16 protein-coding genes are annotated in these 20,118 nt (G+C 62.9%); 6 read left to right on the top strand and 10 right to left on the bottom strand.

What is annotated here, in order from left to right; all coding sequences use genetic code 11:
- Nucleotides 1–35 precede the first annotated feature (35 nt).
- Together tssF and FQ746_RS21040 are read left to right on the top strand one after the other, a co-directional pair.
- Nucleotides 36–1,952 (top strand): type VI secretion system baseplate subunit TssF, encoded by a 1,917-nt coding sequence (gene tssF / locus FQ746_RS21045; RefSeq protein WP_144111586.1) that lies wholly within the window; start codon nucleotides 36–38, stop codon nucleotides 1,950–1,952.
- Nucleotides 1,952–3,835, top strand: a complete 1,884-nt coding sequence (locus tag FQ746_RS21040; RefSeq protein ID WP_144111585.1) for a type VI secretion system tip protein TssI/VgrG — start codon at nucleotides 1,952–1,954, stop codon at nucleotides 3,833–3,835. Before tssF ends, FQ746_RS21040 begins: the two co-directional genes overlap by 1 nt.
- A 98-nt stretch (nucleotides 3,836–3,933) precedes the next feature.
- Here FQ746_RS21040 and FQ746_RS21035 read toward each other — a convergent pair whose 3' ends face one another.
- A complete protein-coding gene (locus tag FQ746_RS21035; protein WP_144111584.1) occupies nucleotides 3,934–7,605 on the bottom strand; it encodes an indolepyruvate ferredoxin oxidoreductase family protein in 3,672 nt (1,223 codons plus the stop codon).
- Nucleotides 7,606–7,967: 362 nt separating this feature from the next.
- Here FQ746_RS21035 and FQ746_RS21030 point away from each other — a divergent pair, with 362 nt between their 5' ends.
- Nucleotides 7,968–8,168: a hypothetical protein gene (locus tag FQ746_RS21030; protein ID WP_144111583.1), complete on the top strand. Its 201-nt coding sequence runs from the start codon at nucleotides 7,968–7,970 to the stop codon at nucleotides 8,166–8,168.
- Between the two features lie 100 nt (nucleotides 8,169–8,268).
- On the opposite strand, the gene hppD is transcribed toward FQ746_RS21030, so the two are convergent.
- Entirely contained in the window at nucleotides 8,269–9,369 is a 1,101-nt protein-coding gene (gene hppD, locus FQ746_RS21025) for a 4-hydroxyphenylpyruvate dioxygenase (protein WP_144111582.1), read from the bottom strand.
- Between the two features lie 168 nt (nucleotides 9,370–9,537).
- On the opposite strand from hppD, the gene FQ746_RS21020 reads away from it, so the two are divergent.
- The gene (locus FQ746_RS21020; protein ID WP_144111581.1) at nucleotides 9,538–10,035 is read left to right on the top strand and encodes an Lrp/AsnC family transcriptional regulator; all 498 of its coding nucleotides are present in this window, start codon (nucleotides 9,538–9,540) and stop codon (nucleotides 10,033–10,035) included.
- Between the two features lie 122 nt (nucleotides 10,036–10,157).
- Here the strand turns inward: FQ746_RS21020 and FQ746_RS21015 are convergent, their stop codons facing one another.
- The 8 genes from FQ746_RS21015 to paaA form a co-directional block, all read right to left on the bottom strand.
- Nucleotides 10,158–10,823, bottom strand: coding sequence for a GNAT family N-acetyltransferase (locus FQ746_RS21015; RefSeq protein ID WP_144111580.1), 666 nt, complete (start codon nucleotides 10,821–10,823; stop codon nucleotides 10,158–10,160).
- A gap of 244 nt (nucleotides 10,824–11,067) precedes the next feature.
- Nucleotides 11,068–11,676: a TetR/AcrR family transcriptional regulator gene (locus tag FQ746_RS21010; RefSeq protein ID WP_144111579.1), complete on the bottom strand. Its 609-nt coding sequence runs from the start codon at nucleotides 11,674–11,676 to the stop codon at nucleotides 11,068–11,070.
- Between the two features lie 14 nt (nucleotides 11,677–11,690).
- On the bottom strand, nucleotides 11,691–12,503 hold the full coding sequence (locus tag FQ746_RS21005) for a DUF1835 domain-containing protein (RefSeq protein WP_144111578.1): 813 nt from the start codon (nucleotides 12,501–12,503) through the stop codon (nucleotides 11,691–11,693).
- Between the two features lie 187 nt (nucleotides 12,504–12,690).
- Entirely contained in the window at nucleotides 12,691–13,779 is a 1,089-nt protein-coding gene (gene paaE / locus FQ746_RS21000; protein ID WP_144111577.1) for a 1,2-phenylacetyl-CoA epoxidase subunit PaaE, read from the bottom strand.
- 1 nt (nucleotide 13,780) lies between these two features.
- On the bottom strand, nucleotides 13,781–14,323 hold the full coding sequence (gene paaD / locus FQ746_RS20995; RefSeq protein WP_144111576.1) for a 1,2-phenylacetyl-CoA epoxidase subunit PaaD: 543 nt from the start codon (nucleotides 14,321–14,323) through the stop codon (nucleotides 13,781–13,783).
- 7 nt (nucleotides 14,324–14,330) lie between these two features.
- Complete coding sequence (paaC, locus tag FQ746_RS20990) at nucleotides 14,331–15,134, bottom strand: 1,2-phenylacetyl-CoA epoxidase subunit PaaC (RefSeq protein ID WP_144111575.1); 804 nt, start codon at nucleotides 15,132–15,134, stop codon at nucleotides 14,331–14,333.
- A gap of 8 nt (nucleotides 15,135–15,142) precedes the next feature.
- Complete coding sequence (gene paaB, locus FQ746_RS20985; RefSeq protein ID WP_007179854.1) at nucleotides 15,143–15,427, bottom strand: 1,2-phenylacetyl-CoA epoxidase subunit PaaB; 285 nt, start codon at nucleotides 15,425–15,427, stop codon at nucleotides 15,143–15,145.
- Between the two features lie 108 nt (nucleotides 15,428–15,535).
- Entirely contained in the window at nucleotides 15,536–16,534 is a 999-nt protein-coding gene (gene paaA, locus FQ746_RS20980; protein ID WP_144111574.1) for a 1,2-phenylacetyl-CoA epoxidase subunit PaaA, read from the bottom strand.
- Between the two features lie 228 nt (nucleotides 16,535–16,762).
- Between paaA and FQ746_RS20975 the strand changes: the two genes are divergently transcribed.
- Complete coding sequence (locus FQ746_RS20975) at nucleotides 16,763–18,388, top strand: NAD(P)/FAD-dependent oxidoreductase (RefSeq protein WP_144111573.1); 1,626 nt, start codon at nucleotides 16,763–16,765, stop codon at nucleotides 18,386–18,388.
- A gap of 64 nt (nucleotides 18,389–18,452) precedes the next feature.
- Nucleotides 18,453–19,739 carry an SGNH/GDSL hydrolase family protein gene (locus FQ746_RS20970; RefSeq protein WP_144111572.1) on the top strand — a complete coding sequence of 429 codons (1,287 nt, stop codon included), beginning with the start codon at nucleotides 18,453–18,455 and terminating at the stop codon, nucleotides 19,737–19,739.
- The last annotated feature ends 379 nt before the right edge of the window (nucleotides 19,740–20,118 follow it).

The following is a 20,118-nucleotide window of genomic DNA, read 5'->3' as shown; positions in this document are numbered from 1 at the left end:
CGATCACGCGGGTGTAGAACGACTGGAGCCTTCGCATGGATCCCCGACTGCTCGACTACTACAACCAGGAGTCGATGTATCTGCGCGAGCTCGCCGGCGAGTTCGCCGAAGCGCATCCGAAGATCGCAAGCCGACTCGGCATGCGCCCGATGCAAGCGGGTGAAGTCGCGGACCCGTATGTCGAGCGTCTCTTTCAATCGTTCAGTCTGGTGGCCGCGCGCATGCGGCTCGAACTCGACGCGGATTTTCCGCAGTTGACGCAGCGCATGCTCGAAGTGGTGTATCCAAATTACGTGGCGCCGACGCCATCCATCGCCGTGTCGCGCTTGTACCCGAGCCGGACCGAAGGGAATCTCGTCGAGGGCTTCACGCTTGCACGCGGCACGGTGTTCAAGTCGCGCAGGGTCGATGGCGAAAACACCGTCTGCAAGTTTCGTAGCAGTCAGGATGTCACGCTTTATCCGCTTGAGATCGTCGCCGCGCGACTTACGGGTGTGCCGCCCGACATTCCCGCGCTCGACCGCTACGTGCCCGCGAACGTGACGGTGCGTGGCGCGCTTCGGCTGCGCTTGCGCACGACGAACGGTAGCGCGATTGGAAGTTTGCAGGGACTCGACCGCCTGCCGGTTTATCTGGCGGGAGACGTTCAGGTGGTGTCGCATCTTTTCGAGTTGTTGCATACGGGAAGTGTGGCGTCGGTGATTGGTGCGCAGGGTGCGCAAGGTGCGCAAGGTGCGTTCGGTGCGCAGAGCGCGGTGCTGACCGCGGTGACTTCGCATGCAGTGGTGCATGAAGGTCTCGGTGAAGAGCACGGTCTGTTGCCGCTCGTGTCATCCAAATTCCACGGACACAATCTGCTGCACGAGTATTTCGCGTGTGCCGACCGTTTCTATTTCTTCACGTTGACGGGGCTGGCAACAGGCCTTCGACGTATCGAGGGACCGGAGGTCGAGATCGTCGTGCTGCTCGACCGTTTGCACGGCGCGCTCGCGAATCAGGTCGACGCTGGCTGTTTCGCGCTGTTCTGCACGCCGGTGATCAATCTGTTCGCAAAGGAGATAGACCGCATCGAGGTAGGCGCTCACGCCCATGAATTCCTGATGATCCCCGATCGCCAGGCGCCGTCCGACTATGAAGTCTTCTCCGTGAACGGACTCAGCGGCCAGCTTGCGGGGGCTTCCGCGGCGATCCAATTCAAACCTTTATACGAAGCGCTGGGCAACGGCGCCGGCCACCACGACGCATACTTCTCGCTGCGTCGCGAGCGGCAACTGGGTTCGCAGACCGGCCGCCCTCGCGACGTGCGCACGCGCCACATCGACACGCAAACGTTCGTGTCGTTGACCGACCGGCACGAAGCGCCCTACCGCGGCAACCTCCGCTATCTGTCCGCGAGCGCCTGGGTGACCAATCGCGATCTACCGCTGTCCTTGCCGCGCGATGGTATCGACGATCTTCTGCTGGCCAGTTCCGCACCGCTTCAGAGCGTCGGACTGATCCGGCCGCCGTCGATGCCGCGCGCGCCGCTGGCGGAGCGGGACGCGGCGTGGCGGCTGATCGGCCAACTGAAACTCGACTATCTGGCGCTCGACGATTCCGGCCGGCGGCTGCCGGGTGAAGGGCTGCGTGAGTTGCTGGGACTTTTCCTGACAAGCGACGACGACGCGCATCGTCGTCAGGTGGAAAGTATCGTCGGCGTAAAGACGCGGGCGGTCACTCGCAAATTGCCGGGCAATGGACTGCTCGCAATCGGCCGCGGGATCGAATGCGCATTGTGCGTAGACGAGGCGGCCTTCCACGGCACGAGCCCATATCTATTCGGGCTGATTCTGGAGCACTATCTCGCGCGTCACGTTTCGACCGTCTCGTTCACGCAAACAGAACTGCGCTCGACGCAACGAGGACGCATCGCTCTTTGGCCGGTGCGTGCGGGCACGCGCGGAGTGCTGTGATGGATAGGTGGCCGACGTCTTCACCGCGCCGCACCGTCACCGTCCGCGGCCCCGCGTTACCGCTATTGGCGAGCGGCGAGGCCGCGTTGCAGTTGAGCGCAATCGACGGCCATGAAAATCTGTCGGCAATTTTCCGCTATACGCTGGACTTGCTGACGACACCCGCGCTTGCTCAGCCGGACGACGAAGCGGCCAATCTCGACCTCACGGCGATGCTCGGCAAGGAGCTAACGGTATCGATCCAGCTCGATGGGACGAACCCAGGCGAACCCACCACGCGCGAAATCAGCGGCCTCGTCACCGAAGCGCGGTTCGTCGAGCAGAGAAGCCGGCAGTGCCATTACCAGGCGATCGTGAGGCCTTGGCTTTATCTCGCCGATCAACGATCGGACTACCGGATTTTCCAGCACAAGACGGTCGTCGAGATTATCGATGAGGTGCTGAAACCGTATCTTTACCTGCACGACAAACGCTTGAGCGTGCGCTACCCGAACCTGACCTATCAGGTGCAATACGGCGAAACGGATTTTGCGTTCATTCAGCGGCTCATGCAGGAGCACGGCATCTACTGGTTCTTCGAGCATTCGCAGGGCGTTCAGCGCCTCGTGCTCGTGGATCACGTCGGTGCCCACAAGCCGGTGCAGAGTGCCGCCTGGCAGACGCTGGCTTATCGCCCGCCCGGCCACGACATCGACCGGGAATACGTCGACGCGTTCCGTGTAGCCGAAAGCCTGCAGCCGGATCGCTGGACGACCGACGATTTCGACTTCGAACACCCCAAGGCCGACCTCTCGGCACGGAGCACTTCGGTTCGCGCAAGCGCTCATCATGCGTTGGAACGTTACGAATGGCCGGGCGACTATACGGACGTGGTGGACGGCGAACGCGTGGCGAAACTCCGTATGGAAGAAGTCCGCTGCCACGCCGGCCGGTCATGGGGACGCGGCCAGGTCCGCAACGTGGTGTGCGGAACCACGTTCACGCTGTCCGGTTATCCGAAGGCCAACGGGAATCGCGAGTATCTGGTCATCGGTGCGCGCTTCGCGGCGACCGAAACCGGCGCGTCGAGCGGTTCGGGCGAATTCGGTTTCGTCACCGAGTTCCAGGTGCAGCCGGCGACGGCCGTCTTCCGGCCGCCCCGCAATGTGCCCAAACCTCGCACGAGCGGTCCGCAGACCGCGATCGTCGTCGGTCCTCGCGGACAGGAAATCTGGACCGATCAGTACGGACGGGTGAAGCTCAAGTTTCACTGGGACCGCTCGCCGGTGTGCGATCACGACGCGTCCTGCTGGGTGCGCGTGTCCTATCCCTGGACCGGCAGCCATTTCGGTGCGATCAACGTGCCGCGCGTCGGCACCGAGGTCATCGTCGATTTCGAGAACGGCGACCCTGACCGGCCGATCGTCACGGGGCGCGTGTACAACGCGCTGACCATGCCGCCGTGGGACTTGCCGGCGAACGCCACGCAGAGCGGCATGCTGACGCGCTCGCTGAAAGGCCACTACGGCACGGCGAACGCCATCCGTTTCGAAGACCGGCAGGGCGCCGAAGAACTGTGGATTCAGGCGGAGCGCAATCTGCGCACCGAGGTGGAGAACGACGAGACCCATTCGGTGCTGGCGAATCGCAGCACGTCGGTCGGAGGCAATGAATACCGGGTCGTGTCCGGTCGACAGCAGACGGAAGTGGCCGGCGCGCAGAGCGTCGAAGTCGGCGCCGATTTCGCACTGACGTCGGCCACCCAAATCAGTCTGACTTGCGGGGCGGCGCGGCTGGTCATGGAAAGTAACGGCAGCATCACGATCAATGGCGTGAAGATCGTATCGAGCGAACCGGCCGTTTTTCCGATAGAAGCGCGGGAGGCGAAGCCCGCCGCAACCTGACGCAACGGAAAGCCCACCACGTTCAATCGCCTTGAACGAGGTCCATGTCACTGGCGCGGCAACGAGCCGGCCGGTGACATGGTTCACCTCACCTCACGTCATGCTACGTGCCGTTCGGCGGTCCCTTGCGGCGAGCGCCAGCGGTTCAGCAACTCGCCCCACTTGACTCGCACGCCCTTCAGATTGTTTTCCTTCACGTGCCCATAGCCGCGGATGCCATCCGGCAGATTCGCCAGTTCCACCGCCAGTTCACGCTTGTGCACACTGAGTCCCGCGATCAGTTCACGCACCAGCGCCTCGTATTCGCCGATCAGCGCGCGTTCGGTGCGGCGTTCCTCCGTTTTGCCGAACACGTCGAGCGCCGTGCCGCGCAGGAACTTGAAGCGGGCCAGCACGTGCATCGCGCTGAACACCCACGGGCCGTACTTTTTCTTCACCAGATGACCGCGCGCGTCTTTCTTCGAGAACGTCGGCGGCGCGAGATGAATGTGCAGCTTCCAGTCGCCTTCGAACTTCGACTTCAGTCCGTCGATAAAAGCCGGATCGCTGTAGAGACGCGCGACTTCGTACTCGTCCTTGTAGGCCATCAGCTTGTGCAGGTTCTTCGCAACGGCCTCGGTCAACGGCAACTGGCCGTCGCCCGATTCGAGCGCCGTTTCCGCGGCGCGGACCTGCGAGACCAGTGTGCGATAGCGCTCCGCATAGGCGCTGTTTTGCCAGGCGGTGAGATAGGCGACGCGCTTTTCGATCAGCGTATCGAGCGCTTTCGGCGTGTGCAGCGCGATGATCTTGCTGCTCGCGCTGTCGGCCATCGCGCCGCGACCCTGCGATTGCACGAGCGCGCGCACGGCGGCGAGATCGTGGGCTGCGCGGCGACCCCATTCGAAAGCGGCGCGGTTCTTCTCGATCTGCACGTCGTTCAGTTCGATCGCACGCATCAGCGATTCGTGCGTGAGCGGCACCCAGCCGCGCTGCCATGCATAGCCGAGCACGAACGGGTTGGTATAGATCGCGTCGCCGAGTAGGGCCACGGCAAAGTGATTCGCATCGACCATGTCGACGCCGTCCTCGCCTGCGCCGGCGCGCACATCGGCTTCGGTGCTGCTGCCAGGAAAGCGCCAGTTCGGGTTCTTGATCAGATCGGCCGTCGGCGTGTGCGCGCTGTTGAGCACGACGCGCGTGCGACCGGCCTGCATGCGCGACACGCATTCGTCGCTGGCCGTGACGATCGCATCGCAACCGATCACGAGATTCGCTTCGCCCATCGCGATGCGGGTCGCGTGAATATCGGCCGGCTTCTGGGCGATCTGCACGTGGCTCATCACCGCTCCGCCTTTCTGCGCGAGGCCGGTCACGTCGAGCACCGTGACGCCTTTGTTCTCCAGATGCGCGGCCATGCCGAGCAACGCGCCGATGGTCACTACGCCGGTGCCGCCCACGCCCGTCACCAGCACGCCGTACGGATGGTCGATCGCGGGCACGTCCGGCTCGGGTACCGGCGGGAATGTTGCAGCCGCGCTTGCACCCGCGCTTGCACCCGCGCTTGCACCCGCGCTTGCACCCGCGCTTGCACCCGCGCCTTCACCCGCAACGCCCGACGCGGCCTTCGGTTTGCGCAACTGCCCGCCTTCCACCGACACGAAACTCGGGCAGAAGCCATTCACGCACGAAAAGTCCTTATTGCAGGTGGACTGGTTGATCTGGCGCTTGGTGCCGTATTCGGTATCGAGCGGTTCGACGGACAGGCAGTTCGATTTCACCGAGCAGTCGCCGCAGCCTTCGCACACCGCTTCGTTGATCACCACGCGGCGCGCCGGGTCCGGATACGTGCCGCGTTTGCGGCGCCGGCGCTTTTCGGTTGCGCAGGTCTGGTCGTAGATCAGGATCGTGGTGCCGGACACTTCGCGCAGTTCGCGCTGGACTTCATCGAGCTTGTCGCGATGATGGATGTCGATGCCCGGCGCGAGGCCCACGTTCGCCGAATACTTCTCCGGCTCGTCGGTGACGATGACGATCTTCGTCGCGCCTTCTGCCGCGAGTTGATGGGTGATCTGCGGGACGGTCAGCACGCCGTCGACCGGCTGGCCGCCGGTCATTGCGACCGCGTCGTTGTAGAGCAGCTTGTAGGTGATGTTCGCCTTCGACGCAATCGCCGCGCGGATGGCGAGCAAGCCGGAGTGGAAGTAGGTGCCGTCGCCGAGATTGGCGAACACGTGCTTGTCGTGCGTGAACGGCGCCTGACCCACCCAGGCGACGCCTTCGCCGCCCATCTGGCTGAAGGTCGTGGTGCTGCGGTCCATCCACACGGTCATGTAATGGCAGCCGATGCCGGCCATCGCGCGCGAGCCTTCCGGCACGTTGGTCGACGTATTGTGCGGGCAGCCCGAACAGAACCACGGCTTGCGCTCGGCTTCGACGCGCGGGCGCGCGAGCGCCTTTTCCTTCGCTTCGATCACGGCGATGCGCGTGGCGATGCGCGCGCGCACGTCGGACGGCAGATCGAACTTGTCGAGCCGCGTGGCGATGGCCTTGGCGATGATCGCGGGCGACAGTTCGTAATGCGCCGGCAGCAGCCAGTTGCCCATCGGCACCGACCATTCGCCGCCCGCGCCGTCTTTCTCGTCGAACTTGCCGAACACGCGCGGACGCTGCGCATCGGGCCAGTTGTACAACTCTTCCTTGATCGCGTATTCGAGAATCTGGCGCTTTTCCTCGACCACCAGAATTTCGTCGAGGCCGCGCGCGAAGGTGTGCGCGCCTTGCGCTTCCAGCGGCCACACGCAGCCGACCTTGTACAGACGGATGCCAATGCGCGCGCAGGTTTCATCGTCGAGACCGAGGTCGGTCAGCGCCTGCCGTACGTCGAGATAAGCCTTGCCGGCGGTCATGATGCCGAAGCGCGCGTGCGGCGAATCGATTTCGACGCGATCCAGCTTGTTGGCGCGCACGTAGGCGAGCGCCGCATACCACTTGTAGTCGAGCAGCCGCGCTTCCTGCACGAGCGGCGGATCGGGCCAGCGGATGTTCAGCCCGCCGTCGGGCATCGCGAAGTCTTCGGGCAGGACGATGCGGGTGCGGTGCGGGTCGATATCGACGGAGGCGGACGATTCGACCACGTCGGTCACGCATTTCATCGCGACCCACAAGCCGGAATAGCGGCTCATGGCCCAGCCGTGCAGACCGAAGTCGAGGTATTCCTGCACGTTGGACGGAAACAGCACGGGCAGGCCGCAAGCCTTGAAGATGTGTTCGGACTGATGCGCGAGGGTGGAGGATTTGGCGGCGTGGTCGTCGCCGGCGAGCACCAGTACGCCGCCGTGTTGCGCCGATCCCGCCGAGTTGCCGTGCTTGAAGACGTCGCCGCTGCGGTCGACGCCCGGGCCCTTGCCGTACCACATCGAGAACACGCCGTCGTATTTGGCGCTGGGGTAGAGATTGACCTGCTGCGAACCCCACACGGCGGTCGCGGCGAGGTCTTCGTTGACGCCAGGCTGGAACACGACCTGGTGTGCGGCGAGATGTTTCTTGGCCTTCCACAGCGACTGGTCGAGTCCGCCGAGCGGTGAGCCGCGATAGCCGGAGATGAAGCCGGCGGTATTGAGGCCGGCGGCGCGATCGCGTTCCTGCTGCAGCATGGGCAGACGCACTAGCGCCTGGATGCCGCTCATGTACGCGCGACCGCGTTCGAGTGTGTATTTGTCGTCGAGCGTGACGGAAGTTAGCGCGGCTTCGAGCTTGGCTCGTTGGCCTGCGTCTAGTGGGGCATTCATTATGTGTACTCCTCCACCCAGTTTGGGATCACCAAAACTTTTTTTGAGCCTCGGCATCTTGTGAATGCTTCGGGCCGGGGCCGCCATAGTGACGTGTTTCGAGCGATGGTAGCACTGGTAAAAACCCGCCACAGTCATCGTTTACGCCGCATTGCAGCGTATTCGACGGGTATTTCGGGCTGGATGACCCCGCGTGGTGGTTTTTGCGAGGGAGGGCGCCTGTAACAAGCTGTAAAAGCTACGATTTCAGGGAACCGCAGTTGAAATCTCTGTCTAATCCGGCACCTGTGAGCAATGTCTGCGCAACGTTTCGCATTTTGCGAAGCTTCACGACAACAGGGCAGTTAGAAAAAGGAGTACGCATGAACACGAAAAATATCCAGACCTTCCTGATGGTTTCAGCCGCATTCTTCGCAATGAGCGCACCGGTGCGTTCGAGCACGAGCAACGCGGGGGCGCTGTCGAACGTGGTAACCCGGCCGGCGGAAGTCACGCCTTCTACCGTCGCGCTGGGCCGCGTTTCGCGACCGAGCCAGAGCGATGAGGAAGACCAGAATTCATAACGCGTCGTTCAGGCGACGTGAATAAAGAAAGGGCGAGGATTTTGCGATCCTCGCCCTTTCTTTTTGCCTGCTTTAGCTATGCGTTAGTCGGCGCGCGTTTTTACGAAGCGACGTCCTGAACCACACCGCGGCGAATCTGATCCAGTTCGATGGATTCGAAGAGCGCTTTGAAATTGCCTTCGCCGAAGCCCTGGTTGCCCTTGCGCTGGATGATCTCGAAGAAGATCGGGCCAATCTGGTTTTCGGTGAAAATCTGCAGCAGCAGATCTTCCGGTGCACCGTCGATCAGAATCTTGCGCTTCTTCAGTTCAGCAAGGTTTTCGCCGTGATTCGGCACGCGGCGATCGACCAGTTCGTAATACGTGTCGATGGTGTCGAGCAACGAGATGTTCGCGCCGCGCAGACCGTCGACTGTCGCGTAAATGTCGTTGGTGCCGAGCGCGATGTGCTGAATGCCTTCGCCGTGATACGCGTCCAGATATTCCTGAATCTGGCCGGCTGTTTCCGAGCCTTCTTCGTTGATCGGAATGCGGATCTTGCCGCAAGGCGAGGTCATCGCCTTCGACTTCACGCCCGTCACCTTGCCTTCGATGTCGAAGTAACGCACTTCGCGGAAGTTGAACAGACGCTCGTAGAATTCCGCCCATTCCTGCATGCGGCCGCGATGCACGTTGTGCGTCAGGTGGTCGATATAGGTGAGGCCGTGTCCGACCGGATGCTGATCCGCGCCGGCAATCGGTTCGAAGTCGACGTCATAGATGTCGATGTTGCCGATGCTGTTCGGCTCCGCGCCGTTCTTGCCGCGCCAGCGGTCGACGAAATAGATGAGCGAGTCGCCGATACCCTTGATAGCCGGAATGTTCAGTTCCATCGGGCCGGTCCGGTTGTCGAAACCCCAAGCGCCTTTTTCGATCGCCTGTTTGTAGGCTTGGGCCGCGTCTTCCACGCGAAAAGCGATCGCGCAGATCGACGGGCCGTGCAGACGCGTGAAGCGCTGCGCAAACGAATCTTTTTCGCCGTTGACGATGAAGTTGATTTCACCCTGGCGGTACAGCGTGACGTTCTTGTTGCGGTGTTTGGCGACGGCGGTGAAGCCCATCTGCTCGAACAGCTTGCCGAGGGCGACGGGGTCCGGCGCGGTGTATTCGATGAATTCGAAACCGGCGGTGCCGACGGGATTTTCCCAGGTTGCCACTTGCATTGTTTGTCTCCTGATGGGCGCCGACGCGATGACCGACGCTGTGGGGAATGGGCGCGACTGAATGACGCAAGTGTAAAGTCGGCTTGGCGACGAAAACTTGCGAACTTAATCGTCTCTCCCTACGATGGCGCTATTTTCTAGCGCGATCTTTTGAAAAGGTAACGGGATATGGCCGATATCGAGATAGATGCCATCGACAGGCGCATTCTGACGATCCTTCAGGAAAATGGCCGGCTGTCGAATCAGGAGATTGCCGAGCGCATCAATCTGTCGCCGAGTCCCTGTCTGCGGCGCATTCGCCGGCTGGAGGAGAGCGGGGTGATTCGCGGCTATGTTGCGCTGCTCGATCCGCAGCGGCTGGGGCTCGATCTGCTTGCGTACGTGAACGTGAGGCTGGAGAAGCGCGGGGGTGGCGCGCACCGGTCGCGTAGCGACGCGACGCATGCCGACCTGTTTCGCGCGGCAGTCCAGACGTGGCCGGAAGTGGTCGCCTGCCATGCGATGACGGGCGATATGGATTATCTGCTGCGCGTTCAGGTCGAGGACATGGCGCACTTTTCGCGATTCGTGCAGGATCAGTTGCTGCACCACCCGTCGGTGATCGACGTGAAGACGAGCTTTTCGCTCGAGAAAATCAAGGAGACGACTGCGTTGCCGATTCTGTGATTTGTCGCTGGCGGCGCTCGTGAATGCAACAAGGGCAGCCGGAAGGCTGCCCTTGTCATGTCGTGCCCGCGTTGCGTTCGCGTTGCGTTCGCGTTGCGTTCGCGTTGTGTCCGCGTTGCCTGTCAGGCTGCCGCGGCTGTCGGCATGAATGTCTCGAAGAGACGCGACGCGTGGCGCGCCTGACGTTTCATTGCGTAGTCGAACACCGCGGCCTGCTCCTGCAGCATCTCGGCGATGATGCTCGACTGATCGGCCGGAGCCAGCGTCAGATACGCGTCGGCTTCGCCGTACGCGTATTCGATCTTCATGCCGGCCTTGCGGGCGATGTGCATCATGGTGGAGTTGCGCGACAGGCAGTGCACGTACAACGTGGTGACGTGCGTGTTGCGACTACGGATGGCGGCGCGTTCGAAGAGTCTCGAGCCAATGCCCAGACCGCGAACGCTTTCGAGAACGGAGACGCCGAATTCGGCCGTGCGGTTGTCGCCTTCAGCCGGGAGATAGGCCAGATGGCCGACGCCGGTGAGTTGCAAATGGTTGTCGAACACGCCAAACACGGTGTCGCGGGTGAAGTCGATGGCGCGGACGTAGTTCTCGATGACGTGATTCGGCGTGAACTGGCCGAAACGGAGGAGGCGGTCGTCTTCGCCGAGGGCGAGGAAGTGGGTGAGCAGGCGGTCGCGGTCGGCGGCAGTGAGTTCCCGGACCAGCGCTGGCGTACGGCCGGCGGACCCGGGCAGATCGTGAGCGACGATCGGCTCGGCGGCGCGGGGGGTAGTCAGATTCATGGTCAGGTTCTCCTAAAGATCGAACGGCTTGGTGCGCCGCAAAAAAGATTTTAGCGGAAAGCTAAAACGATCACTAGGGAAAACCCGTATCAAATTTGGAGCGGGTTATCTAAAAAGTTAATTTTGAACCAATAAGTTATTGATTTTTAAGAAAATGAATTTGTAACGTGCGTACGTGGCACGCCGTCGCACGCCTGCAACTGGTGCTCCAGTTTCGTCGGATTATTGTTGCTGCGCGTCAATATCAGGCGAGTGTGGAGCCCAGACCGTGGTCCACCATGCCGACCACCTGTTCGGCAAACTCCCGGTAACCCAGCCGGCCGTCGGGTTTGAGCCACGTAAACGTCCAGTTGATCATGCCGAACACCATCATCGTCAACGCCGTCTGGTTGTCGCGCGTGGCGCGCTCGGGGTAAGCGCGCGCCAGCTGGCGGGCGAACGCCGCCACCACATCGCGCTGGCGATTCAGAATCACCTCGCGCTGGGTGTCCACCAGATACTTCACGTCGTTGAGCAATGCGACGTGCCGGCTATGCGATGTCTCGTATTCCGACAGAAACGCGCGAATCAGCTCGGCGAAGGTGTCCCGCTCGCTGAGTCCGCGGCGCTGACTGGCGCCCTCCACCTCGGCGATGATCAGCATCAGCCGCTTGGTGTACCGGTCCAGCAGATCGAACAGAATCGCTTCCTTGCTCGCGTAGTAGTGGTACAGACGCGCTTTCGAGGTGCCGCAGGACGCGGCCAGTTCCGCCATCGAGGTGCTCGGATAGCTGGTTTGCGCAAACTTCGCCGCGGCGAGTTCGAGGATCTGCTCGCGCTGGGTTTCGTGGTCGGGGGCTCGGGTTCGGGCCATGGTTGTCTATTGGATTAGTGTGGACAAGGTGCCGGCGCGCCGCACAACTCGAGCGTTCGCCATGTATTCGGATCGCCGCGCAGCCTGATGCGCCGGCTCGCGACCAGTTCCCGGAAACGCCAGAGCACGACATTGTCGCTGACGAGAAATCCGAGTTCGGCGCTCATCAATTCGGCCGCGATGCGCGCGGCGGATTGCCAGTCGCCGGTGAGCTGGTCGAGGATCATCGCGTCCAGGTCGGCGAAACTGCCGCTGGTGAACACGTTGTCGCGCCAGCGCCGGGTCTCGCCGTTCGCCTGTTTGACTTCCTGCCATTCGAGCGCCAGCCGGCTGATGCGCAGCACCGAGATAGGCGCGGCTTGCGGCAGACGAGCCTGCAGAACGTTTGGCGCGAACATGCCGACGGAAGTCGCGCGGTCTTTGCGGGTGTGCGCCCAGGCGCCGGCATCGGTGAGGTCGCGAACCGACAGGCGCACCTCGTTCAGACGCTGCGGGCTGTTGCGCAGGTGGTAGCAGACCCGGCGCAGCATCAGTTGATCGGCGGCGCTTTCGCCATGCCAGATCACCAGATGGGCGTCGTCATGGGCGATGTCGTCGAGCGCTTTTGCCTGCTCGCGGAATTCACGCAGGAAGTCGCGGCGCGTGTCGGTGCTGACCCGTTCCCAGAAGTCCGCGCGGACTTCGGGCATATCGTCGATGCCGCGTAGCGGCCCGACCGCGAGGTCGTCGCGCAACGCATGCACGCGGTCGTCGCGGCCAGCCGCCGTGAGCGCGGCGCGCAGGGACTCGGCGGCGACATCGCCATTGGTGAGGTGGATGGTGCTCATCGGCTTGGGTGCGGTCGGTTCCGGCGGCTGGGTGACAAAACGGCATCACGAAACAAAAGAGGCCGCTCGCGGACCGGAACAGACTCCGATCCCGAGCGGCCCCTAGTGTAAGCGGATCACGAAACGGCTGAAAGCACGACGGGCGTTTCCAGGGCGCTGCTGCGCCCGACCCGGCTCGAGCGACTGATTAGCGCTCGTCGTAGCTCACCACCACGCGATCGCTGATCGGATGGCATTGGCAGGTCAGCACGAAACCGTCCCGCACTTCGTGCTCTTCCAGCGTGTAATTCTTTTCCATCTTCACTTCACCTTCGAGCACCTTCGCGCGGCAGGTACAGCAAACGCCGCCCTTGCACGCATACGGCAACGCGAGGCCGGCGCGCAAGCCCACGTCGAGCACGCTGACCCCTTGATACGGCAGGCGCAGCTTGCGGCGTTTGCCGTCCAGCACGATTTCGAGTTCGGCGGCCGGCGTGTCGTCGGTGATCTCAACCGGCGGCACGCCCGCTTGCGGCAGCGGCGAGCCGAAGCGCTCCACGTGGACCTTTGCCGGCGCCACGCCCGCGCTTTTCAGCGCGGCTTCGGCGGCATCCATCATCGGGCCTGGGCCGCAGATGAACGCTTCGTCGATCGCGTCGGCCGGCATCAGGTTCTCGATGAACGCCGCACATTTCTCCTGATCCAGCACGCCGTTGAACAGCTCCACGTCCTGCAGATCGTCCGACAGCACGTGGTACAGCACGAAGCGGTTCATGAAGCGGTTTTTCAGATCTTCGAGTTCTTCCGCGAACATGATCTGGTCGACGCTGCGGTTGCCGTACACCAGCGTGAACGTGCTGCGTGGCTCGGTTTCGAGCGTCGTCTTGATGATTGCCAGCACCGGCGTAATGCCCGAGCCGCCGGAGAACGCCAGATATTGCTGGCCCTGATCGGCGTTCAGATGCGTGAAGAAGCGCCCGTCGGGCGTCATCACGTCGATCGTATGGCCGGGCTGCAGCGTATCGAACGCGAAGTTCGAGAAGCGCCCGCCGCGTACGCGCTTGATGCCGATGCGCAGTTCGCCGTCGCGATCGTAATCGGTCACGCCGACGCAGATCGAATACGAGCGGCGCGTTTCTTCTCCGTCGATATGGGTTTTCAGCGTAACGAACTGGCCTTGCGTGAATCGATACAGGTCGCGCAGTTCGACCGGGACTTCAAAAGCGACCGACACCGCGTCGACGGTTTCGGGACGTACTTCGCGAATACGCAGCGGGTGAAATTGCGGGGTAGCCATATCAGTATGGTTTGAAGTAGTCGAAGGGTTCGCGGCAGTCGAGGCAGCGGTACAGCGCCTTGCAGGCGGTCGAGCCGAATTGCGCTAGGCGCTCGGTATGCGCCGAGCCGCAGCGCGGACAGGCCGGTGCGGGCAGCGCGCGCGGCACGAAGCGCATCACTTTTTCCTGCATGGGCGCGGGCGAGCCGCAGTTGCCCGTGGGCGGCGCGATCCCGTAGGCGCGCAGCTTTTCGCGCGCCTCGGTGGTCATCCAGTCGGTGGTCCAGGCGGGCGCCAGCACGGTGGCGATGCGGTACGGCTTCAGATCGGCGTCGTCGAGCGCGTGGGCTACGTCTTCGGCGATCTGCGACATGGCCGGGCAACCGGAGTAAGTCGGCGTAATCACGATCTCGAGCGCGCCGTCGTCGGCCCGGCGCACGTCGCGCAGGATGCCGAGCTCGCGAATCGATACCACCGGAATTTCCGGATCCGGTACCGATTCGAGCACGGTCCACGCGCGCGCGAGCGTGGCGTCGTCCGGGTGAAGGGCGTTCGAGGTCGTCATGATCGGATTACCAGTTAGCGCCGGGATGCTGACGCGCGAGGCTTTGCATTTCCGCCAGCACGAAGCCCATGTGCTCCGAATGCTCGCCGTGCTTGCCGGTCGTGATGTGCTTGACCGGTTCGGGCAGTTTGAGCGAGGCATCGGCAAGCGCGGCGTTCACGTCTTCCAGCCAGGCGGCTTCGAGGTCCGACGTCAGCGGGCCGATGCCGGCCGCCGCGATGCTTTCTTCCACCGCGTCGGTGCTGAAAAACTCGCGGGTGTACGGGAACAGATAATCGAGCGCGGCCTGGGCGCGGCTATGCGATTCTTCCGTTCCGTCGCCGAAGCGGATCAGCCACTCGGTCGCGTGGTGCACGTGGTAGCTGGTTTCCTTGATGGACTTCGCGGCGATCGCGGCCAGCTGCTCGTCGCCCGACTGCGTCAGCGCGGTCCACACGTGCGCCATCAGCGTCGAGTACAGGAAGTTGCGCACGATGGTGACCGCGTAATCCTTGGCCGACTGCGCGGTGCCCGCGAGCGGGCCGAAGTGCGGCAGCTCGGCCAGCGTGTAGTTGGCGAACTCGCGCTCCGCGCGGAAGTACGCGTAGTCGTCCTCGGTGCGAGCGTTGCCGGTGAGCTGCTGTTCGAGCGACGCGGCATGCGTGTACAGCAGGCGCGCCTGACCGATCAGATCGAGGCTCATGTTCGACAGCGCGATGTCCTCTTCGAGGATCGGGCCGTGTCCGCACCACTCGGTATTGCGCTGACCGAGAATCAGCGCGGTATCCGCGAGGCGCAGCACGTACTGGAGATGTTGAGGCGTGAGGGTCATGGCCGCGCTTACATGTGGTTGACTTCGTCGGGGAGCGTGTAGAACGTCGGGTGGCGGTAAATCTTGTCGCCAGCCGGTTCGAACAGCTCGGCCTTGTCTTCCGGCGCAGAGGCGGTGATTGCCGACGACGGCACCACCCAGATGCTCACGCCTTCCTGGCGGCGCGTGTAGACGTCGCGCGCCATGCGCAGCGCCATCGGCGCGTCGGCGGCGTGCAGACTGCCGCAGTGTTTGTGGTCGAGTCCCTGCTTGCTACGCACGAAGACTTCCCAAATCGGCCATTCCTTGTTCATTGCGGATCTCCTGATTCTTTGCGTGATGCTTGCCTGACGGCGAGCCTGACGGCAAGCCTGACGGTGAGCCCGCAGGCCTGCCTGAAAGCGTGCCCGATGCGGCTACGGTCAGGCGGCTTGCTGTTGGGCGCGCTGGCGTTGTTTTTCGGCGTGGGCGAGGGCGGCTTCGCGAACCCAGCCGCCTTCGTCGTGCGCTTTGACGCGAGTGGCGAGACGCTCGCGATTGCACGGACCGTCGCCGTTCACGACACGCCAGAATTCTTCCCAGTCGATGTCGCCGTAATCGTGCTGGCCGCGGGCTTCGTTCCACTTCAGGTCAGGATCGGGCAGCGTGACGCCGAGCACCTTGGCCTGGTCGACGGTGGCGTCGACGAATTTCTGACGCAGGTCGTCGTTCGAGATGCGCTTGATGCCCCATTTCGACGACTGGTTGCTGTGGATCGAATCCTTGTCGCTGGGGCCGAACATCATCAATACCGGCCACCACCAGCGGTTCACCGCCTGCTGGACGAGTTCGCGTTGCGCGTCGGTGCCGGCCATCATCGCCATCAACGCGTCGAAACCCTGGCGCTGGTGGAACGACTCTTCCTTGCAGATACGGATCATGGCCCGCGCGTAAGGACCGTACGTGCAACGGCACAGCGGAATCTGATTCATGATCGCCGCACCGTCCACCAGCCAGCCGATCACGCCGACGTCGGCCCAGGTGGGCGTCGGGTAATTGAAGATGCTCGAATATTTCGCCTTGCCCGAGTGCAGCGCGGCGATCAACTGGTCGCGCGAGACGCCGAGCGTTTCGGCTGCGCTATATAGATAGAGACCGTGGCCGGCTTCGTCCTGCACTTTGGCGAGCAGGATGGCCTTGCGCTTCAGGCTCGGCGCGCGCGAAATCCAGTTGCCCTCCGGCAGCATGCCGACGATTTCCGAATGCGCGTGCTGCGAGATTTGCCGGACCAGCGTCTTGCGGTAGGCCTCGGGCATCCAGTCCTGCGCCTCGATCTTGCCGTCGGCGGCCATGACCGAATCGAATTGCGCCTGCTCGGGCGATGTCGCGCCGGAATCGATGGAAGCGACGTTACCGGGAATATCCAGGGATTGCGTGTACATGGGGACGCTCTCTGCGGAAGTTGTCTGAGTTCGTGCAGTATAAACCAACCGACCGGTCGGTTAATAAATTTTTTGAGACAGGCGGAAGGGGCCGGTTGGCGCGGGTTTGCGGCGGCTCACGACGGGTTCGGGCTGGTTCGGGCGTGCCAGGATGCCCCGTGCCGACGCTTAACCTATAAAATTGCGAATTGGCCGCGATTTGCGGCCTTCCTGCATCCCCCGGTCCTCATGTTACGTCTAAGCGAAATCAAACTCCCGCTCGATCATCCCGATAGCGTTCTCGAAGCCGCGGTCCGCGCGCGCCTCGCGGAACTCGGTGTGAAAGACGACGGGCTCATCCGGTACACCGTGTTCCGCCGTGCGCACGATGCGCGCAAGCGAGCCGACATCAAACTCACGTATATCGTGGATGTCGAGGTAAAAGACGAGGCGGCGGCGCTCAAGCGGTTGGCCGACGTACCGCATTGCAGCGTGACGCCCGATATGGCGTACCGCTTCGTGGCCAAGGCGCCGGCGCAGTCCGAGGCGCCGCGGCCGGTGGTAATCGGCATGGGGCCGTGCGGTCTGTTCGCCGGCTTGATCCTCGCGCAGATGGGCTTTCGCCCGATCATTCTCGAGCGTGGCAAGGCGGTGCGCGAGCGCACCAAAGATACGTTCGGTCTGTGGCGCAAGTCCGTGCTCAATCCCGAATCGAATGTGCAGTTCGGCGAAGGCGGCGCAGGCACTTTCTCGGACGGCAAGCTGTATAGCCAGATCAAGGATCCGAAGCATTACGGGCGCAAGGTGCTCGACGAGTTCGTCCGCGCTGGCGCGCCGGAAGACATTCTGTTCCTGAGCCGGCCGCATATCGGCACGTTCCGTCTGGTCAGCATGGTCGAGAAGATGCGCGCGACCATCCACGAACTCGGCGGCGAGGTGCGTTTCGAGACGCGTGTCGAAGATATCGATATCGATCAGGGCAAGGTGCGCGGGCTCGCGCTCTCGAATGGCGAGACACTGCGGTGCGATCACGTGGTGCTGGCGGTCGGGCATAGCGCGCGCGATACCTTCCAGATGCTGAACGATCGCGGTGTCTATATAGAAGCGAAGCCGTTTTCGCTGGGATTCCGGATCGAGCATCCGCAAGGGTTGATCGATCGTAGCCGTTTCGGCAAGTTCGCGGGGCACAAGCAGCTCGGCGCGGCCGACTATAAGGTGGTGCACCACTGCAGCAACGGGCGCGCGGTTTATAGCTTCTGCATGTGTCCTGGTGGAACGGTGGTGGCCGCGACGTCCGAACCCGGCCGCGTGGTGACTAATGGGATGAGCCAATACTCGCGGGCGGAACGGAATGCGAATGCGGGGATTGTCGTCGGCATCACGCCGGACGATTATCCGGGCGGCCCGCTTGCCGGCATTGCTTTTCAGCGGAAATGGGAAGAGCGGGCGTTCGAATTGGGCGGCGGCAACTACATGGCGCCGGGTCAACTGGTCGGCGACTTTATCGCCGGCCGGCCGTCGACGTCGCTCGGGGCCGTCGTGCCGTCGTATAAGCCGGGCGTGCATCCGACCGATCTCAGCACCGCACTGCCGGATTACGTGATCGAGGCGATTCGCGAAGCGTTGCCGCAAATGGACAAGAAAATCGCCGGGTTTGCCATGCACGACGCGGTGCTCACCGGTGTGGAGACGCGGACATCGTCGCCGATCCGCGTGCGGCGGCGGGACGATTACCAGAGCATGAATGTCGAGGGCTTGTATCCGGCCGGCGAAGGGGCGGGATACGCCGGCGGCATTTACTCGGCGGCGATCGACGGGATCGAGGTGGCGGAAGCCCTGGCGCTCAACATGATGGGCGGGCGCGCAGCGGTGTGAGACCGCCGCGCTCGAAAGGGTGATCGGGCACAATGCACGTTTTGCCTTCCGACCCAACCACCGAATGACCTTCCGTACTCTCGCCGTTGCTGGCAGCGCGGCGCTGCTTGCGCAATTTGCCGCTTCAACCACCAGTCTTGCCGCCGACAGTCCCGCGCACTGGGTGTCGGCATGGGCCACCGCGCTGCAACCGATTCCCGAGCGGCCCGACCTTCCGCCTTTGTACCGCGCGCCCGAGGTGGCTGGACGAACGGTTCGGCAGATCGTTTATCCCACTTTGTCCGGCCAGTCGGCGCGTATTCATCTGAGTAATGAGTACGGGAAGAGCGCGTTGGTCATCGACGAGTTGCGGATCGCCCGGTCGGGTGGCGGCGCGGCCGTGTCCGCGCAGGGCGATGCGGCGGTGACTTTCGGCGGTAAAGCGCGCGTGAGTATTCCTGCCGGCGGCGAGCTGGACAGCGACCCGGTCACGTTCGGCATTACCGCCGGAAAACCTTATGCGATCAGCGCGGTCATGGGGCCGGCACAGCGGATCGTCGCCTGGCATCGCGTGTCGAACCAGGTGAACTACGTTTCCGGGCCGGGTAATCACGCGGCTGATCCTTCCGGCTCGGACTTTCGGGTGCGCTTTACGCAATATGTGTGGGTGACGGGGCTGTCGGTGGATGCGTCGGCAGGGGCTGCGGCGTCGGTGGCAGTGGCAGTGGCGGCAATCGGCGATTCGATCACCGACGGCATGCGCTCCAGCCTGAATCAGAACAAACGTTGGCCGGATGCGCTCGCGAAGCGGTTCGCCGAGGCGGGCGCCGGCTCGACGGCGGTGCTAAACCTCGGCATTAGCGGGAACCGCCTGCTGAGCGACTCGCCCTGTTATGGCGATGCGCTCGCGCGGCGCTTCGACCGGGACGTGCTGGCGCGGCCGGGGGTGAAGACAGCCATCCTGCTGATCGGGATCAACGACATCAACTTTGCTGCGATGCCAGCTCGGAGCGGTCTCGACTGCGATTTTCCACATACGAGTGTGACGGCACAGGATCTGATTGCCGGCTATCAGCGCGTGATCGAGGCGGCGCATCGTCGTGGCGTCAAGGTGTTCGGCGCGACCGTGACGCCGGCGTCGTTGCCCGCGCCGCGCGAGCGGATCCGGCTGACTGTCAATCAATGGATCCGGAGCAGCCACGCATTCGACGGTGTCGTGGATTTCGACGCGGCGCTGCGCGACCCTGCACAACCGGATCGCCTGCAGCGTCGTTTCGACAGCGGCGACCATATCCATCCCGATGATGCCGGCTATGAGGCGATGGCGGCGGCCGTTCCGGTCGACGCCGTGGTGAATTCCACGCGCCGGTGATCCTGCGCGGAAAAATCTTTTCGCCGAACCCTTGCGCCAATACGGATGCTCACCTACTATTTCGCTCCTCGTTGTGAACGAGGAGCCGCGGTGAAACCAGCGGCCGTGACGTCGACAAGGTTTTAAGCGAAAGCGAAAAAATGGTGTTGACGAAACGAAAAAGAGGCCTCATAATCTCGTTTCTCTGCTGCAGATGCAGCGACGCAGAACGGGGCGGTAGCGGTGAAGTTGGCCGGTGCGGCTCGGGTAGTGACTGCGTAATCGATCTTTAAAAATTAACAGCCGATAAGTGTGGGCGCTTGATGCGCGATGCGCCGGCGGGCTCTTCGGGGTTTGCCGGGTAAAGCGAAAGTATCAAGTCTCACACAGTAATGAAAGG

It is taken from the genome of Paraburkholderia sp. BCC1886, from assembly GCF_900996245.1.
Lineage (GTDB): Bacteria > Pseudomonadota > Gammaproteobacteria > Burkholderiales > Burkholderiaceae > Paraburkholderia.
This window is presented reverse-complemented; position numbering and strand designations above follow the sequence as displayed.

What these genes read in the sequence shown, in the direction of transcription:
- tssF (WP_144111586.1), top strand. Translation starts at nt 36, where the DNA reads ATGGATCCCCGACTGCTCGACTACTACAACCAGGAGTCGATGTATCTG.
- FQ746_RS21040 (WP_144111585.1), top strand. Translation starts at nt 1,952, where the DNA reads ATGGATAGGTGGCCGACGTCTTCACCGCGCCGCACCGTCACCGTCCGC.
- FQ746_RS21035 (WP_144111584.1), bottom strand. Translation starts at nt 7,605, where the DNA reads ATGAATGCCCCACTAGACGCAGGCCAACGAGCCAAGCTCGAAGCCGCG.
- FQ746_RS21030 (WP_144111583.1), top strand. Translation starts at nt 7,968, where the DNA reads ATGAACACGAAAAATATCCAGACCTTCCTGATGGTTTCAGCCGCATTC.
- hppD (WP_144111582.1), bottom strand. Translation starts at nt 9,369, where the DNA reads ATGCAAGTGGCAACCTGGGAAAATCCCGTCGGCACCGCCGGTTTCGAA.
- FQ746_RS21020 (WP_144111581.1), top strand. Translation starts at nt 9,538, where the DNA reads ATGGCCGATATCGAGATAGATGCCATCGACAGGCGCATTCTGACGATC.
- FQ746_RS21015 (WP_144111580.1), bottom strand. Translation starts at nt 10,823, where the DNA reads ATGAATCTGACTACCCCCCGCGCCGCCGAGCCGATCGTCGCTCACGAT.
- FQ746_RS21010 (WP_144111579.1), bottom strand. Translation starts at nt 11,676, where the DNA reads ATGGCCCGAACCCGAGCCCCCGACCACGAAACCCAGCGCGAGCAGATC.
- FQ746_RS21005 (WP_144111578.1), bottom strand. Translation starts at nt 12,503, where the DNA reads ATGAGCACCATCCACCTCACCAATGGCGATGTCGCCGCCGAGTCCCTG.
- paaE (WP_144111577.1), bottom strand. Translation starts at nt 13,779, where the DNA reads ATGGCTACCCCGCAATTTCACCCGCTGCGTATTCGCGAAGTACGTCCC.
- paaD (WP_144111576.1), bottom strand. Translation starts at nt 14,323, where the DNA reads ATGACGACCTCGAACGCCCTTCACCCGGACGACGCCACGCTCGCGCGC.
- paaC (WP_144111575.1), bottom strand. Translation starts at nt 15,134, where the DNA reads ATGACCCTCACGCCTCAACATCTCCAGTACGTGCTGCGCCTCGCGGAT.
- paaB (WP_007179854.1), bottom strand. Translation starts at nt 15,427, where the DNA reads ATGAACAAGGAATGGCCGATTTGGGAAGTCTTCGTGCGTAGCAAGCAG.
- paaA (WP_144111574.1), bottom strand. Translation starts at nt 16,534, where the DNA reads ATGTACACGCAATCCCTGGATATTCCCGGTAACGTCGCTTCCATCGAT.
- FQ746_RS20975 (WP_144111573.1), top strand. Translation starts at nt 16,763, where the DNA reads ATGTTACGTCTAAGCGAAATCAAACTCCCGCTCGATCATCCCGATAGC.
- FQ746_RS20970 (WP_144111572.1), top strand. Translation starts at nt 18,453, where the DNA reads ATGACCTTCCGTACTCTCGCCGTTGCTGGCAGCGCGGCGCTGCTTGCG.